This is a genomic window from Streptomyces sp. SUK 48, from assembly GCF_009650765.1.
Lineage (GTDB): Bacteria > Actinomycetota > Actinomycetes > Streptomycetales > Streptomycetaceae > Streptomyces.
This window is the reverse complement of the sequence record NZ_CP045740.1, coordinates 7,496,041-7,512,098: the sequence shown is the minus strand read 5'-3', so window position 1 is coordinate 7,512,098 and position 16,058 is coordinate 7,496,041. Positions and strand designations below refer to the sequence as shown.

Annotated in this window: 15 protein-coding genes; 1 reads left to right on the top strand and 14 read right to left on the bottom strand. The window is 74.2% G+C overall.

Annotated features, from left to right (window positions below; translation table 11 throughout):
• Positions 1–2: 2 nt before the first annotated feature.
• From GHR20_RS33320 to GHR20_RS33310, 3 genes are all read right to left on the bottom strand, one after another.
• Positions 3–584: a hydrogenase maturation protease gene (locus GHR20_RS33320; protein WP_148025839.1), complete on the bottom strand. Its 582-nt coding sequence runs from the start codon at positions 582–584 to the stop codon at positions 3–5.
• Positions 581–2,335 (bottom strand): hydrogenase maturation protein, encoded by a 1,755-nt coding sequence (locus tag GHR20_RS33315; protein ID WP_153815306.1) that lies wholly within the window; start codon positions 2,333–2,335, stop codon positions 581–583. Before GHR20_RS33315 ends, GHR20_RS33320 begins: the two co-directional genes overlap by 4 nt.
• 106 nt (positions 2,336–2,441) lie before the next feature.
• The gene (locus GHR20_RS33310) at positions 2,442–3,179 is read right to left on the bottom strand and encodes an MgtC/SapB family protein (protein ID WP_148025841.1); all 738 of its coding nucleotides are present in this window, start codon (positions 3,177–3,179) and stop codon (positions 2,442–2,444) included.
• A gap of 716 nt (positions 3,180–3,895) precedes the next feature.
• Between GHR20_RS33310 and GHR20_RS33305 the strand changes: the two genes are divergently transcribed.
• On the top strand, positions 3,896–4,939 hold the full coding sequence (locus GHR20_RS33305) for an AI-2E family transporter (RefSeq protein ID WP_241670813.1): 1,044 nt from the start codon (positions 3,896–3,898) through the stop codon (positions 4,937–4,939).
• Positions 4,940–5,166: 227 nt separating this feature from the next.
• On the opposite strand, the gene GHR20_RS33300 is transcribed toward GHR20_RS33305, so the two are convergent.
• The 11 genes from GHR20_RS33300 to pelF all read right to left on the bottom strand — a co-directional run bounded on the left by GHR20_RS33300 (position 5,167) and on the right by pelF (position 16,057).
• Positions 5,167–5,670 (bottom strand): molybdenum cofactor biosysynthesis protein, encoded by a 504-nt coding sequence (locus GHR20_RS33300; protein ID WP_153815305.1) that lies wholly within the window; start codon positions 5,668–5,670, stop codon positions 5,167–5,169.
• A 9-nt stretch (positions 5,671–5,679) separates the two neighbouring features.
• The gene (locus tag GHR20_RS33295; protein WP_153815304.1) at positions 5,680–5,841 is read right to left on the bottom strand and encodes a hypothetical protein; all 162 of its coding nucleotides are present in this window, start codon (positions 5,839–5,841) and stop codon (positions 5,680–5,682) included.
• Positions 5,842–5,928: 87 nt separating this feature from the next.
• Positions 5,929–6,786 (bottom strand): lysozyme, encoded by an 858-nt coding sequence (locus tag GHR20_RS33290; RefSeq protein WP_153815303.1) that lies wholly within the window; start codon positions 6,784–6,786, stop codon positions 5,929–5,931.
• 135 nt (positions 6,787–6,921) lie between these two features.
• Positions 6,922–8,784 (bottom strand): M1 family metallopeptidase, encoded by a 1,863-nt coding sequence (locus tag GHR20_RS33285; RefSeq protein ID WP_111582660.1) that lies wholly within the window; start codon positions 8,782–8,784, stop codon positions 6,922–6,924.
• Between the two features lie 322 nt (positions 8,785–9,106).
• A complete protein-coding gene (locus GHR20_RS33280) occupies positions 9,107–9,763 on the bottom strand; it encodes a 1,4-alpha-glucan branching protein (RefSeq protein ID WP_153815302.1) in 657 nt (218 codons plus the stop codon).
• Positions 9,764–9,800: 37 nt separating this feature from the next.
• The gene (locus GHR20_RS33275; RefSeq protein ID WP_153815301.1) at positions 9,801–10,472 is read right to left on the bottom strand and encodes a spherulation-specific family 4 protein; all 672 of its coding nucleotides are present in this window, start codon (positions 10,470–10,472) and stop codon (positions 9,801–9,803) included.
• Positions 10,469–11,353, bottom strand: a complete 885-nt coding sequence (locus GHR20_RS33270) for an NAD-dependent epimerase/dehydratase family protein (RefSeq protein WP_153815300.1) — start codon at positions 11,351–11,353, stop codon at positions 10,469–10,471. Before GHR20_RS33270 ends, GHR20_RS33275 begins: the two co-directional genes overlap by 4 nt.
• Positions 11,354–11,360: 7 nt before the next feature.
• Positions 11,361–12,074 (bottom strand): nucleotidyltransferase family protein, encoded by a 714-nt coding sequence (locus GHR20_RS33265; RefSeq protein ID WP_111582657.1) that lies wholly within the window; start codon positions 12,072–12,074, stop codon positions 11,361–11,363.
• Between the two features lie 40 nt (positions 12,075–12,114).
• On the bottom strand, positions 12,115–13,116 hold the full coding sequence (locus tag GHR20_RS33260; RefSeq protein WP_153815299.1) for a GDP-mannose 4,6-dehydratase: 1,002 nt from the start codon (positions 13,114–13,116) through the stop codon (positions 12,115–12,117).
• A 44-nt stretch (positions 13,117–13,160) separates the two neighbouring features.
• On the bottom strand, positions 13,161–14,543 hold the full coding sequence (locus tag GHR20_RS33255) for a hypothetical protein (protein ID WP_153815298.1): 1,383 nt from the start codon (positions 14,541–14,543) through the stop codon (positions 13,161–13,163).
• Positions 14,540–16,057: a GT4 family glycosyltransferase PelF gene (gene pelF, locus GHR20_RS33250; protein WP_153815297.1), complete on the bottom strand. Its 1,518-nt coding sequence runs from the start codon at positions 16,055–16,057 to the stop codon at positions 14,540–14,542. Before pelF ends, GHR20_RS33255 begins: the two co-directional genes overlap by 4 nt.
• Between the last annotated feature and the right edge of the window lies 1 nt (position 16,058).

The following is a 16,058-nucleotide window of genomic DNA, read 5'->3' as shown; positions in this document are numbered from 1 at the left end:
TGTCATCGATCTTCGGCCGTCGCGGGCGCTCGGGCGGGCAGCGCAGCCGGATGCGCCGGGCCGTTTTCCATCGAGCGGCCCAACGCGGCGGCCGGTGCGGCCGGGTCGGCCAGCAGCAGCGGGACGAGCGCGTGCAGCGCGGTGACGGCGGGTTCGACGGCGGCCCGCACGGCCGCGCCGAGCCCGGGCATGATGTCCTCGTCCCCGGCGGGCAGCACCTCCGGTTCGCAGGCCAGCACCAGCACCCGGGGCAGCGGCTCCTCGCCCAGGTGGGTGGCCAGGGCCAGCACCTTCGCCGGATCCATGCCGTGCGCCTCCGGCGGGACGGTGCCGTCGGGTGGTTCGGCCTCGATCAGGGAGAGCGTCCCCGGCCGCAGCCCGCGCCGGGCGGCGTCCACGAGCACGGCGGTGGCGCAGCCGCCGAGCAGGTCGTAGGCGAGGTCCAGGCCGCGGATGCCGTAGTCGTGGACCCGCGCCTCTGGGGGCAGCGGCCGCTGTTCGAGGGCGCGGATCACCTCGGGCCCGAAGGCGTCGTCGGCGAGGAAGATGTTGCCGACACCGGCGACGAGGAGGGGGGCGGTCATCGGAGGGCTCCGGCTTCGGCGGGGTCGGTGCGACCGGTGGGCGGCTGCCGTGTATCGGCCGGTGCGGCCAGTGGCCGGGGTGAGCCCGCCGGCGCCTTGCGGACGAAGGCGGACCGCAGGGCGTGGTACGGCGCGTGCGGGTCGAAGAACAGGGCGTGCATACGGGTCAGTTCGGCCCGCCGGTAGGTGGCGAGGGGCCGCTGCCGTTCGTCGGCGGCGCGGGCGGCCGCCTTCGCGGCGATACGGCGGTCCAGGCCGGGGGCGGCGGCGAGGGTGGCCGCGAGCCGTTCCACCGCCGGGGCGAACTCCCCGGGCGCGGCCGGTACGAGCCGGTCCGCCAGGCCGGTCCGCTCGGCGCGCGCCGCGCTCACCGGCAGCGCCTCCTCGGTCAGCCGGCGGGCCTCGTCCGGGCCGACGCGGCGGGGCAGGGTGTACGTCCAGAACTCGGAGCCGTACAGGCCCATGCGCCGGTAGTGCGGGTTGAGGACGGTGCCGGTGCGGCACCAGACCTCGTCGGCGGCGAGGGCGAGCAGCGCGCCGCCCGCGGCCGCGTTGCCGGCCAGCGCGGCCACCACCAGCCGGTCGGTGGTGCGCAGGACCGCCTCCACCAGGTCGTCCAGCGCGTTGAGGTTGACCCAGGACTCCCGCCCCGGGTCCTGGGCCGCCTCGATGACGTGGAGATGGATGCCGTTGGAGAAGAAGTCGCGCGGGCCGCCGAGCACCAGGACCCGGGTGGGGCGGGTGAGGGCGTGCTCGTAGGCGGCGAGCAGCCGGCGGCACTGGTCGGTGCTCATCGCGCCGCCGGGGAAGGAGAAGCTCAGCAGGCCGACGTCGCCGCGCTGCCGGTAGCGGATGTCGGTGTACGTGCACCGGGCCTGGGGCAGCTCCAACGGGGCCGGGATGTCCGGGAGTTCGAGGGCAGGTTCGAGGGCGGCGACGACGTGGGCGGCGGGTCTGCGGAAGGCCGCCGGGTCGCCGGAGTTCTTGCGCGGGCGCAGTTCCGGGATCCAGACCGCGCCGTCCCGGGTGGCCCGGCAGACCGCGCCCGCGCGCCGGGCCAGCAGGTCGCCGGGGCGGCCGCGCAGCTCGTCCTCGGGGTGGCCGCCGTGCAGGAACAGCTCCCGGCCGAGGAGTTCGTCGAGGACGCCGGGCCGGGAGTCGGCGCCGCGCAGCTTGCGCAGCACGGTGGCGGTGTCGTCGGCCGCCCAGTCGATGCGGCGCCGCTCCTGGCGGAAGGGGCCCCGCCGGACGACGTCGATCGAGGGGTCGCTCTGCGGGCGGGGCTTGAACGCGCCCTCCTCGTGGTGCCGTACGGCCGTCAGGACGGCGGTGACGGCGGCGTCGGCGGCCTCGTTGCGATACAGGTCGCTCTTGCCGACCGGCGCCACGGGGAACGGCTCGGCCGCCCAGACGGGCCCCGCGTCCATTCCGGCCTCCGCCTGGAGCACGGTGACGCCCCAGTGCGGGGCCCGCTCCGCGACGGCCCAGTCCAGCGCGGCGGGCCCCCGGTCGCCGGGCGGTCCCGGATGCACGATCAGACAGGTGTGCTCCCGCCACACGTCCTCGGGCAGGGGGGTCGTGAGCATCGGGGCGATCACCAGATCCGGGACCGACTCCCGTACGGCGGCCCGCACCGGCTCCTCGCCCCGGGACGCCAGGACGACGTCCACCCGGTGCCCCCGGTCGGACAGTTCGGCGTACACACGCTGGCAGAGGCTGTTGAACGCGCTGGCCACGAGCAGGATGTCCATGACGCGGCATGCTCACCCCTGCGGCACGCCCCGCGACGGACCGCCACGGGGATTCACCCCCGCCGCGCGGCGCCCTTGCGCCATCCGGACCGCGTGGGCGGGCGGCTCACTCCTCGTCGGAGGCCGGGATCAGCTCGATGTCGAGCACGCCGTCGTCCTGGAACAGTTCGGTGGTCAGCCGGGCCGGGTCCTGGGTGCCCTCCAGCGCGAGGAGGACGCGGGCCGCGTCCTCCGTACGGCCGGGCAGCCGTTCGAGCTTGACCTGCACGATGCGAAAGCCCATCCGGGTGCAGGTCTCCATCAGGCGGGGCAGCAGCGCGGTGCCGGTGCGGTAGGTCAGCCGGGCCTCGAAGGCGGCGGCGGTCGTGCCGGGGACCAGCCGGCCGGAGAAGTAGGAGTAGCCGCGCACCACCAGGAAGTGCAGCGCCGTCACCGCCAGCGCCAGCACGGGCAGCCCGCCGCCGCAGGCCATGCCGACGGCGCAGGTCAGCCAGACGGTCGCGGCGGTCGTCAGGCCGCGTACCGCGTCCCGCCGTACGAAGATCAGGCCACCGCCGATGAAGCCGATGCCGGAGACGATCTGGGCGGCGACGCGGGAGGGGTCGAAGGAGACGTGCTCCAGGCCGAGCACCGCGGTGAACCCGTGCTGGGAGACCTCCATCATCAGCGCGCTGGCGATGCCGACCAGCGTGTGGGTGCGCAGGCCCGCGCTCTTCTGCTGGGCCGCGCGCTCCCAGCCGATCAGGGTCGACAGCAGCAGCGCGAGCCCCAGTTCGGCCAGCTGCCTGGGTCCCTGACCGTTGTGTATGTCCCACAACGGTGCCGCCAGCCACTCTCCCGCCATGCACACCTCGCCTGTCGTCGTGCCGGTTCGTCCTGCCGCTGGCGTCTACCCCCGAGGTGGTCTCCTGACGCCCCGGCCCGGCCCCTCCCGGCGGGCGCGGGAGGCTCCGGAGGCGGTCAGCGATGCTCGGATCTGGCCCGGCGGTGGCGGCGGGCGCGTGCGGTGCGGGGCTTCGAGGGGCGGGTCACCCATCGGTCCTCGACCTGATCGAGACCGTAGAGCAGAAGGCTGAGAACCGGGAGCAGCAGAACCGCGACGGTGATCACTGGAGGCACACCTCCTGGCCGACGACACCCCGCGAGTGCCCCGGCGCGAACTCGCCCACCGGGGAGAGTTGTGAAGGTCCCGTGACCGCCACCCGCACCGGGGCCGCGTGGCCCACGTCCACTGTCACATCACTCGGCCCCCGGCACATCTCCTGGCGGACGCGCGTCACCTCGCGCGGCGGCTGCCGTCCGCCGGTTCCGGGGCGCCCCGGAACCGGCGGACGGACACGTTCGTGTGCGCGGGGTGACCCGGGCGCGGGCGCTGGACGGGCCGGGTCGCCGGGCGTGTGCCTACGGTGCTTCCAGGAGCGTGGGACGGGAGCGACGGTGGGCGATGCGCGGCGACGGGCGGCCGGGCCGGAAGGCGGCGGGCGCCGGGCGGGGCTCGGCAGCCGGCCCGCGTACTCCGTACGGCTCGCGGCCTCCCCGCGTCCCGAGCCGCCAAGGCCGGTGACCGAACGCACCGTGCCCTGGCTGCGGGTCGCCGCGGCCTACGCCTGGCGGCTCATCCTCGTCGGCATCGTCGTCTACGGCTTCTTCATCGTCCTCGGCAGCTTCCAGCTGATCGCCGTCGCCCTGTTCCTGGCGCTGGTCATCACCTCGGTGCTGCGCCCGCTCGCCGATCTGCTGAACCGGTTCCTGCCCAGGCCGCTGGCCGTCGCCGCCGCGCTCGTCGGCAGCCTGCTGGTGCTGCTCACGCTGCTCGCGCTGGTGGGCAACGCGGTGGCGGGCGAGTCGCCGAGGCTCGCGGGCGAGTTCCGCGGCGGGGTGCACCGGATCGAGGCATGGCTCCAGCGGCCGCCGTTCCGGCTGAGCCCCGGCCGGCTCTCCGCGCTCGAACGCCAATTCACCAACTACCTCGCCGCGCACCGCTCGAACCTGCTCAGCAGCGCCGTCAGCGGTCTCGGCCGGGTGGTGGAGCTGGTGACCGGCGGGGCGCTGGCGCTGTTCGCCTCGGTGTTCTTCATCCACTCCGGGGAACGGCTGTGGGCCTGGGCGCGCGCGGAGCTGGTGCCCGCCGGGGCGCGTACGGCCTGGGACCGGGCGGGGCGGGCGGCCTGGCGGACCTTCGCCGGGTACACGCGCGGCATCATCATCGTGGCCGCCACCAACGCCATCCTGGTGGGTGTGGCGCTGCTGTTGCTGCGGGTGCCGCTGGCGCTGCCGCTGACCCTGCTGGAGTTCATCGCCGCGTTCGTGCCGCTGGTGGGCTCGCCGGTGGCGCTCGCGGTCGCCACGGTGGTCGCGCTGGCCGGGCGGGGGCCGCTGACCGCCCTGGCCGTGCTGGCGCTGATCGTGGTGATCGGCCAGCTGGAGGGGCATGTGCTGCATCCCGTGGTGATGAGCTGGGCGGTCCGGCTGCATCCGCTGGTCGTCGCCGTGTCGGTGATCGCGGGCAGCATCGTGGCGGGGGTGATCGGCGCGATCGTCGCGGTTCCGCTGGTCTCGGTGGTGTGGGCGGTGCTGCGGGCGGTGCGGGCCGTACCGCCCTGAGCGGCCCGGGTCCGGTGGCTCCGGTGGCTCCGGCGCGATCCGAACACCGGATCACCTGTTCGCTCGAACAGGTGGACGTCGCTCGTCAGCCCGCTCCGGCTACTCCGACCGGGTGATACTCACGGAGTGCGAGTGACGAACGTCCTCGCCGGCCTCGTCCACCTCGTCGGGCGGCTGGCCCGACGCCGCGGGGCGTTCGAAGAAGAGCGGCGCCGCCTCCTCGTCGGTCAGGCGCCCGCGGCCCGCAGCACGCCGAACTCGGCGGCCCCCACCGCGAGCACCCCGTCACTCACCGGGCGGCACCGCACTCCCCCGCCCCCGCGCAGCGCCCGCTGGGCGCCGGGTCCGAGGGTGACGTCCATCCAGGCACAGGGCCGCGCCGCACCGCGCACCTCCAGCTCCACCCGGCCGGCGTCGCAGTCGAGGAAGACGGTCGCGCCGATGTGGCCGTCGATGTCGACGCCGCGCAGCAGGACGTTGCGCCGGGTGAGCAGCAGGCCCGGTTCCGGCGGGCCCGTGCGCGGGAGCCGTTCGGCGGCCATGAGGGTGAGGGAGGCGTTGCGATGGGCCGGGTGGTTGAAATAACGGTCGCCGACGATGCCGAGGCCCGCGCGCACCCGCACGCTCTCCACCAGTTCCTCGGCCGGCAGCTCGGGCACGCCGTCGCCCGGCCGGCCGGCGAGCCGGTGGACCGGGGAGACAAGGAGCTGGAGGATCTCGACACGTGCCACGCGTCGAGCCTACTCGGCGCCCCGCTCCCGGCGATCGAGGAGTTCCAGCAGGCCGCGGGCCCCCGCCCGTTCGACGGGGTTCAGGGCGGGGGCGATGGCGGAGCGGAAGGCGTGGGTGGCCGGCAGCACCTCGCGGACGGCGAAGGTGAACCGGCCGGCCGGGCTGCGCACCGGGTGCCGCCGGCCCCCTGGTCGACGGCCGCCGGCGCGGCACGTCGGGCCCAGGGTGACGGGGCCCGCCGACAACGGGTCGGCGGATCAGCGGGAGGCGAAGGTCTTCAGTTGTGCCGTGCCGCCGTTGAAGCGGTCGTGGTCGCCCACGGTCTTGCCGGTGGAGGTGTACTGCCACATCGTGTAGTACGCCCAGCCGGCCGGCAGCGTGCCCGCCGTGGACGCGTAGCGGGCGATCCACAGCGGGTTGGTCGCGCCGAAACCGCTGTAGTTCCCGGTGCACGCGGTCCACCAGTTGGTGGCGGTGTAGATCACCGCGGCGCGGCCGGTACGGGCCTTGTAGCGGTTGAGGAAATCACGGATCCAGGTGACCATCTGGCTCTTGGACTTGCCGTAGCAGTCGCCGCCGTACGGGTTCCACTCGATGTCGAGCACCCCGGGGAGCGTCTTGCCGTCCGCCGACCAGCCGCCGCCGTGGTTCACGAAGTAGTCCGCCTGGGCGGCGCCGCCGGTGCTGTCGGGGGTCGCGAAGTGGTACGCGCCGCGCACGATGCCGACGTCGTAGGAGCCGGTGTACTGCTGGTTGAAGTAGGCGTTCTTGTACGAGGTTCCTTCCGTGGCCTTGGTGTACGCCCAGCGCACCCCACTGCCGTACAGGGTCGGCCAGGCGACGTTGCGCTGGTAGCTGGAGACGTCCACGCCCTCGGTCAGGCCGGTGCGGGAGTCGGAATCGGAGAGCGAGTCGGCGGTGGGGGCGGGGACGACACCGTCGTGGGCGAGCACGCCCATGCCCATGTAGGCGCTGCCCCGCTCGGGGATCACGGCGCCGCTCTGTGGCACGGCCGCCGGGACGGACAGGGTGAGCAGAATGCCGGTCAGCACGCCGGTGACGGTCAGGCGTGAGCGGCCGCGGGAAAGAGCTCTCGAGCTTCGCACGGCTTCCATCTGACCCGGCATCGGGCCGCACCGCACGCCGGGCTGCGCCCAACGAAGGCGGCCACCGGCCGATTTGGTCCATCCGGGTGGCCCGGCGGCCGGTCGCGGACCCCCGTTCGGGGGCCCGCGACCGGCCGGGGTCCGTCAGCCGTCGATGCGGTGCTGGGTCCAGAAGGAGGTCAGATCGGTGCTGGTGGCGGCCTGGGCAGCGGCCTTGAACTCGGCCGTGGTGGAGACGCCGTACCAGTGCGCGCTCGCGTAGTCCTTCAGCAGCTTGGCCATGGCGGTGTCGCCGAGGACGCGCTGGAGGTCGTGCAGGGCGCACTTGCCGTAGCCGTAGACCACGGTGGAGTAGCGGGAGGAGTGGGCGTCCCAGTACGCCATCGAGTTGGTGATCTTCTCCGTGCTGGAGGCCCAGGAGACGCTGTTCCAGCAGCCCGCGCCGGTGATGCCCTGGGCGAGGTCGGTCGAGTAGTCGGCGAACGACTCGTCCAGCCAGGGGTTGTTGTACTCGTCGTCGCCGACGATGCCGTACCACCACTGGTGGGCGATCTCATGGGTGAGCGCGGTGCTGCTGACCAGGTCGAGGACGAAGCCGGGGTACTCCATTCCGCCGAACCAGTAGTTGTTGTCGAGGACCGCGTCCAGCTCGCCGTACGGGTAGGCCCCGAAGCGGCCGGCGTGGGTGTCGACGGCGGACTTGGCGGTGCTGAGCATCGACTGGGCGCTGGAGGAGCTGATGCCGGACACCGAGTAGACGTTCACGGCGACGCCGGCCGGCGAGGTTCCGGAGATCTTGCTGAAGGGCCCGGCGGCCCAGGCGAAGTCGCGGACCTTGGAGGCGGTGGCCGTGGTGATCGTACGACCGCTGGTGCCGGGGGTGTCGGTGGAGGTGCCGGTGGCCGGGACCAGCAGGCTGGTCGGGTGGTCGAGGGTGACCTTGAAGTCGGCGGCCAGCGAGTAGAACGCCTCGCCGTTGTTCGTGTACGGGTCCAGGTGCCAGCCCGCGCCGTCGCGGATCGCGAGGACGGGCAGCGCGTTGCCGATGAAGCTGTACGCGCCGTCGTGGCCGAAGCGGTCGACGCCGCTGGGCACGGTGATGCCGAGGTCGAAGCCGATGGTGGCGCTCTGTCCCTGGGCGAGCGGGGCCGGCAGGGTGATCTTCAGCGCGGTGCAGGCCACGGAGAGGTCGCCCGCGGTGCCGCCGGTGACGTTGGTGACCTTGATGGGCATCGCGGAGCAGGTGCCGTGGTAGTTGTCCCACAGCCGCAGATAGACCTCGTTCAGCGCGGTGGCGGAGGCGTTGGTGAAGGTCGCGCTCTCGTGCCCGGTCCAGGCGGTGCCGCTCGTGTCGCTGCTGAGGTTCACGGTGTAGCCGGGCGCGGCGGGGGTGCGGGTGGTGTCGGTGGCCGGGGGCGCGGTGCCGCCGGAGGTGTCGAGGGCGATGTCGTCCAGGACGAAGCTGGTCTGGAGGCTGGAGTCCTCGGTGCCGGTGAAGGTGAGGTTCACCGTCTGCCCGGCGAAGGACGACACGTCGAACGACTTCTGCACATAGCCGGTGTTCTTGTCGAGGTTGGACCAACTGGCCAGCGTGGTGCTGCCGAACTTGGCGGTCAGCTTGTCGTAGGCGGTGCTCGACGTCGTCTCGGCGGTGTCGATGTGCAGGTAGAAGCTGAGGGTGGCGGTGGCGCACCCGCTGGGGACGGTGACGCTCTGGGTGAGGCTGTCGGTACGGGTCTTCCCGGTGCCGTCCAGCCAGGCGTACGAGCTGCCGCCGTGGGGGCTCTGCCCGGTGCGGCTGGTGATCACGGTCGACGTGGACGGGGTCCACGCCGGACTCCCGTTCTCGAACCCGCCGTCGGTGACCACCTGGGCGGGCGTGCAGTCGGCGGCCGCCCGCGCGGGCGCGGTGTGCGCGGCGGCGGGTACGGCGGGGAGGAAGAAGGCGGCCAGTGCGGCGGCGGTCAGCGCGGCAACGCCTGCGGCCTTGTGGGGGGTGGGTCTCACACGCTACTCCTTCGGGGCGGCCGGGGTCCCGGCCTGCTCGACGGCCGCCCGGCCGGCTGGGATGCGCCGGGGCGGTCGCGTACGGGGCTTGCGCGAGCACGGTGCTGAGGAACCGGTCGCCTCCCCCGCTGGGGTCGGGGCGACGACTGCCCGAAAGAGTGCCAGATTTGACCCGTCCATGCCAGACGGCTCTGCCGGTTCGGCGTGGGAAAAGTGGGGATGCCGGGTCGGCGGACGGCAACCGAGGCCCGGATCAGAGCAGTTGGGCCGCTCCGGTCACCGCCCGCCGGCGGCCGTACGGTGACCGGGCGGCCCGCCGCGGTCAGTGCTGGCGCACGGTCAGGATCACGGCGCGCAGGCGGTCGCCCGACGGCGTGGGCCAGCCCGTGGAGACATGGCCGAGGGAGGGCGTCGCCGGGACCGGGGGGTTCTCGTCGGCCGGGGTGAGGACGCGGTGCAGCCGCAGGGCCGTGCCGTGCGGGGTGGGCAGGTGGGTGCCGTCCGCGTCGTCGGCCGGGGTCGGGGTGAAGGACGCCGGGGTGAACGGGAGGCCCGTGTAGGCGTGCGTCACCTCGTGGTCGGGGGAGTCGGTGACGCTCTGCGCCATGGCCTGCGCCTCGCCCGCGACGAGCCGCAGCAGCTCGGTGACCAGCACCGGATCGCGCATGCCGTCGTACGCCCAGCGCTTGCCCAGGACGCCGTGCTCCATCGTGCCGACGAGCGCGTGCTCGGCGCCCTCGAGCGGCGCGCCCCGGTAGCTCAGCGGCACCAGGTACGTGGTCCGCTCGGGGCTCGTGGTGTCGGTGGCGATGATGATCTCGATGCCGACCTCGCCCCCGGGGTCGTCCAGCCGGAAGCCGCCGGTCTTCTCCAGGACGGGTGTGCCGGAACCGCCGCGGTACCACGGGCGGGTGGGCAGCCAGTCGGCGAGCAGTTCGACCTTGGAGGGGGTGAGGGTCGTGTGGTGGATGACGGCCATGAGAGGGGTCTCCCCGGTGTGAGCGAGCTGATCGCGCTCAGCCTCGCACACCGTCCGAGAACTCCAGGGCGGGACTCAACCCCGCCCAGGGGTTCGGCCCTTCGCCGGTCACCGGCCCGCACACCCCGGCGCCCCGCTCCCGCGCGGTGCGCACGGCGAGCGGGACCAGGGCGGCGGGGACGCCGTACACCAGATGACAGATCCGGTCGGGTGGTTGACGCGCGGCCCAGGACGGCCGGGTGAACGCGGAGACGTAGGTCGACCAGTGTCCCTCGAACGTGACGGTCAGGTCGGCGAGCCGGGCGTACCCCGGCGCCGGGTGGACGCCGGGGTTGAGCACCACCGTGCCGGTGCCGAGCCGCCGCAGTTCCCGGACCAGCCGGCGGCAGTCGGGCAGGCCCTCGGCGGTCGCGGTGGCCCGGTCGAGGAAGCAGCCGTCGGTGCCGTACCAGAGCCGGTGGCGGCGCGCGTCCTCGGTGACCGCCGCCCGGTCCCGCGTCCCGTAGTCGGTGTCGACATAGCCGAGCAGCCGGGCGCCCGCCGTGCGCAGCGCCCGCGCCGCCGCCGTGTAGGCGGGGTCGGGCTCGGTGCCGGGCCCGCTCGCGGGGTTCAGGACCACGGCCCAGGTGCGGGCGGCCGCCGTGATCAGCCGGTGCCAGGCGCCGGGGTCCTGCGCCGGGTGCACGTACAGCGGTATCAGCAGGCTCATGGCGTCGCCGCCCACAGCGCGGCGAGGGCGTCGTCCAGGCCGTGGGCCGGGCGCCAGCCGAGCGCGCGTTCCGCGGCGCCGATGTCCGAGCACTGCCAGGACACCTGGGCGGAGCGGGCCGAGCCGTCCCCGTCCTCCGCCAGCGTCCCGCGGAATCCGGCGAGTCGGGCGAGCCCCTGCACCAGGTCGCGCACCGGTACGGCCCCGCCGCCGCCGATGTTGAGCACGGGCGGCAGCGGTCCGGGCGCGGTGACGGCGAGGGCGACGGCCCGGGCCACGTCGCGGACGTCCACGAAGTCACGGTAGGCCGACAGATCGCCGAGCCGCAGCACGGCCCCGGGATCGGAGCCGGCCGCCCGCAGCAGCGCGGCCATCCGGCCGGGCAGGCTCGCCGGAGGTGCCCCGGGCCCGACCGGGTTGCCGATCCGCAGCACCACCGCGTCCAGCCCGGCCGAGGTCACCGCGAGGGTGCCGGCGAGCTTGGTGGCGCCGTAAGGGGTGACGGGGCGGGCGGGCGCCGACTCGGTGACCGCCGCGCACGGGGTGCCGGGCCCGTACTCGGCGGCGGAGCCGAGGTGGACCAGGCGGGCCGCGGGAGCCGCCTCGCGCAGCGCGGCGCAGAGCACGGCCGGCCCCCGGGCGTTGACCTCCGCGAGGGTCACCGGGTCGCCGCCGGTGGCACCCGCGCAGTTGACCACGGCGTCGGGCGCGGCCGCCGCCAGGGTCTTGGCCAGCCGCTCGGTCGGGTCGGCGGCGAGGTCGACGGTGTACTCGGCGCCGGTGCGGCCCCCGGCGAGCAGGTGCGCGCCCGGGAGGGCGCGCACCCGCTCGGTCACCCGGCGGCCCAGATATCCGGTGCCGCCCAGGACGAGAATGCGCATGCGGGACTCAGGCTCCCTTGAGCAGCAGGGACTTGCGGCTGGTGAACTCGGCGTTGGCACGGTCGTAGTCGTCGGGACGCCCTATGTCCAGCCAGTATCCGTCGAACTCGTAGGCGTGCGGCGGGTTCTGGGCTCTGAGCAGGTCGAGGACGAGTTCGTCGAAGCCGAGCGGCAGGCCCGGGGTGTAGCCGTCGAGGGTGGCGCGGGAGAGTCCGTAGACGCCCATGGAGACCCGGTAGTCCATGCTGGGTTTCTCGGTGAACGCGACGACCTTGCTGGCGTCGGTGGTGAGCACGCCGAAGTCGATGTGCACCTTGCGGGCGTAGGTGGCGATGGTGAGCGGCGCGCCGGACGCGCGGTGGCCGCGCAGCACGTCCGCGTAGTCGAGGTCGGTGAGGATGTCGCCGTTCATCACGAGGAAGTCCTCGGGCAGCCGGTCCTTCAGGTTGAGCAGGGGGCCCATGGTGCCGAGCGGGCTCTCCTCGGTGGCGTAGTCGACGTTCATGCCCCACTGGGAGCCGTCGCCGACGTAGGCGCGGATGATCTCGCCGAGGTGGCCGATGGCGAGGGTGCAGCGGGTGAAGCCGGCCGAGGACAGCTGGCGCAGCACGATCTCCAGGATGGCGTGCTGGTCGCCGATGGGCACGAGCGGTTTGGGCAGCGCGGTGGTGTAGGGCCGCAGCCGGACGCCCTTGCCTCCCGCCAGGATCACTGCGTGCATGGGGTGCCTCCTTGGAAGTCGCCGTGACGTGCCGGACGGGTCAGATGTTGTAGATGCCGGTCTTGTAGCGGGCCAGGTTGGCCGGGTCGCGGAAGAACTCCACGGTGTGCGCGAGTCCTTGTTCCAGGGTGTGCGCGGGTGCCCAGCCGGTGGCGGCGGCGAGCCGGCCGGCGTCGGCGACCAGCCGCATCACCTCGGAGTTCGCGGGCCGGATGCGCGCGGGGTCGGCGCGGATGTCGAGGGCGGTGTCCATGACCTTGCCGACCAGGGCGACGAGGTCGCCGACCGAGATCTCCTCGCCGGTACCGGCGTTGAAGGTGCGCCCGACGACCTGCTCGGCGGGGGCGCCGCCCACGGCGAGGAAGGCCCGCGCGGTGTCCTTGACGAACAGGAAGTCGCGGGTGGGCCGCAGATCGCCGAGGGTGATGGTCCGCTCCCCCGCCGCGACCTGCCCGATGACGGTGGGGATGACGGCGCGCATCGACTGGCGCGGTCCGAAGGTGTTGAACGGCCGCAGGGTGACCACCGGGGTGCCGAAGCTGGCGTGGTAGCTGTCGGCGAGCCGGTCCCCGCCGGCCTTCGAAGCGGCGTACGGGGACTGGGTGTTGATCGGGTGGTCCTCGGTGATCGGCACGGTCTGCGCGGTGCCGTAGGTCTCGCTGGTGGAGGTGTGCACCAGGCGGGGGGTGCCGAGGGCGCGGACCGCTTCGAGCACGTTGAGAGTGCCGGTGACGTTGGTCTCCACATAGCTGTGGGGCGCCTGGTAGGAGTACGGGATCGCGATCAGGGCGGCCAGGTGGTAGGCCACGTCCGCGCCTTCGAGCAGGCCGCGCACGGAGCCGGGGTCGCGGACGTCGCCGAGGACGATCTCCACCTGGTCCAGGACGTCCGGGGCGAGGGTCTCCAGCCAGCCGTAGGAGGAGAAGGAGTTGTACTGGGCCATGGCCCGCACCCGGTGCCCGGAGGCGACCAGGGCCTCGGTGAGGTGGGAGCCGATGAAGCCCTCGGCGCCGGTGACGGCGGCGAGCGGTTGGGAGGTCAACTGGTGGGTCCTTCCAGTGAGTCGAGGAAGAAGAAGGTGCTGGTTCAGGCGTGCCGGGCCGGGCGGCCGAGCAGCCGCAGCGCGCACGCCAGCAGACACGGCACGGCGGCCGCGCAGGCGAGCGGCAGGGCGGCGGGGCCGGGTGGCAGGCGCAGCGCGGTGACCGCGCCGGCCGTGCCCGCGGCGGCCAGGCAGATCACGGCGGGCGGCCAGGCGGTCCCGAACGCCTGGAGGAGCAGCGCGGTCCACAGGGTGGCCGCGAGCAGCAGCAGCGGGACCGGTGGGGCGCCGGTGAGGTACGCGGCGGGGAGCAGCGGCAGCAGATAGCCGAGCAGGCACAGGCCGAGGACGCCGGCGGAGCGCAGCAGGAATCCGGCGGGGGTGGCGGTGGCGCGCAGGGCGGCGACGGACAGGCCCCGGTAGCGGTAGAGCAGCCATTCTGCGGGGCCCATGCTGAGGGTCAGCACGATCACCGCGTACGGCTCCCGGCGCCCTTCGAGCAGCACCAGCAGCCCGGCGGCGAGCCCGAACAGGCCGTACGGCAGCGACCAGCGCAGCGGGGGCCGCCTGCCGCCGTCGGCGCCCGGCTTTCTGAGCAGGCCGCGCAGGGCGTGTGCGGTGGCGGCGAGCGTGGCGAGCAGCGCCAGCAGCGGGAGGCCGAGCCGGACCAGGGTCCCCGGGTCCCAGCGGAGCAGGCAGGCGGCGCCGGCGAGCAGCGGGCTCAGCGCGGCGAGCAGTGTCTTCTCCCGGGCCAGGACCAGCAGGACGCCGGCGGCCGCGAGGTAGAGCGACTGGGCGGCGACGGCGAGCAGGACCGGGCCGCCGCCGGTGAGCGGCGCGGCGAGCGCGGTGGCGAGCGCGGCGCCCAGGGGCGCGCCCGCGGCCAGAGTGCGGGCGGCCTCCCGGGGGCCGGTCGCCTTGCGCACATGGGCGCGGTGGCCGAGCCCTTGGCCCCAGGCCCAGGAGATCAGCCCCGCGAGGATCAGCGCGGCGGCGTGCCGGCCGGGGTGCCACAGGGGTGCGGTGAGCGGGTAGGCGAGGCCCGGCAGGGCGAAGAGCAGCCCGCGCAGCAGGCAGCGGACGTGGTCGGGACGCCAGGGGTCGGCGACCGGCGCGGGCTCGGGGAAGGTGCGGGGCACCTGTTCGTAGAGGGCGGTGGCCAGCGAGAACAGGTTCGGATGGCCGTACCGGTCCTTGATCGTCTCGGCGGTGAGGCCCTCGGCCTCCAGCAGGGCGGCGACCTCGTAGGGGTGGACGGCGGGGCCGATGCGGTCGGCGAGTTCGGCGGCCAGCAGGCTGACGGCCGCCTCGTCGGTGCCGAGGGCGGGCAGCCGCAGGGACAGGGTGCGGTCGTCGGGGCGGGCCAGCCGGAGGGCGAGGGTGTCCTGCTCGGTGCCGCCGGGCTCCAGGGCCATGGGTCCGCTCATCCGGCCAGGCTCCCCGCGGCGGTCCGGCGCCCGGGCTCGCGCTCCGGCGGCGACGGATTGATGAAGTCCCGTGTGTGGTAGGGGGGTTCGAGGTATATCGAGCGGAAGGTGTCGATGGTCTGGCGGAGGGTGAACTGCTCGATCACCCGCAGCCGCGCGGCCTCCCCCATGGACCCGCGCCGGTCGCCGTCGCGGAGCAGCTCCAGGGCGGCCGCGGCCATCCGCTCCGGGTCGCGCGGTGGTACGACGAGGCCGGTGTCGCCCACCGCCTCGCGCACCCCGCCGACATCGGTGGAGACGGTGGCCCGGCCGCAGGACATGGCCTCGATCAGGGTGAACGGGAAGCCCTCGCTGATGCTGGAGAGCATCACCACGTTCCCGGCCGCGTAGGCGTCCTTGATGTCCTCGACGCGGCCCTCGAAGGTGACGGCGTCGCCGTGGCCCAGCTCGGCCGCCAGTGCGGCACAGCGCTCCCGGTACGCCTCGCCGCCGCGCGGCGTGCCGCCGAAGAGCCGGAGCCGGGCCTCGGGTATCTCGGCTCTGACCAGGGAGAACGCGCGTATGAGCGTCTCCAGGTCCTTGATGGGGTCGACCCGGCCGGCCCAGCTCAGGGTGGGTGTCCCCGGTTCGGGCCCGGCGGGCGGGAAGGCGGCCGGGTCCACGCCGTTGTAGACGGTGCGGATGGCCTTCGGGTCGGCGCCGCCCTGTTCCTCCCAGAGCCGGTTGTAGCGGTTGCCGGGGGTGATCAGGGCGGCCTTGCGGTAGCTCTCCTCGGCGAGCAGCCGGAAGAAGCCGAGGACGACGGCCTTCACCGGCCAGCGGTAGGGCGCGGTGCGGTAGCCGAGGTAGCGCTCGCGCAGATAGACGCCGTGCTCGGTGAGCAGCAGCGGGACCCCGTGCCGGTCGAGGGCGGCGAGTCCGGGCAGTACGGCCACTCCCCCGCTGACCGCGTGCGCCACACCGTGCGCGGGCGCGGGGGCGGCCAGCGGGCGCAGGGCGTGTTCCAGCAGGGCGGTGGCGGTGACCGCGTCGTGCAGGGTGGGCCGGGCCTCGCGCACGGCGAGCCCCGGGCGGTTCCACACGGTGGCGAGCAGGGCGATGGCCCGGTCGCCGCGCAGGAACGGGCTCAGCGTCCCCTCGGCGGCGGCTCGCGCCAGCAGGTACAGGGCGGGCGGGAACTGGTCCTCGGCGCAGGGGTCGAGAAGCGCGGTGAGGAAGCGTTCCCAGGCGGCGGTGAGCCGGGCGAGCGCGCGGCCCCGGGGCGCGCGGCCCTCGGGCGGTTCGCCCCACATGGGGACGGAGAGCACCTGCTCGACCTGGGCGGGCAGGTCCCAGACGACGGGTTCGCGTCCGGTGCCGGTGACGGCGATGACGTCGAAGTCCAGGTCGGGCATGCCCTGGACGAGCTGGTCGCACCAGACGCTGACGCCCCCGTGGCTGTGCGGGTAGGTGCCTTCGGTGAGCAGGGTGACGTGCGCCGCGCCGGGGCGGCGCGCACCGTGGTGAACGTGCATC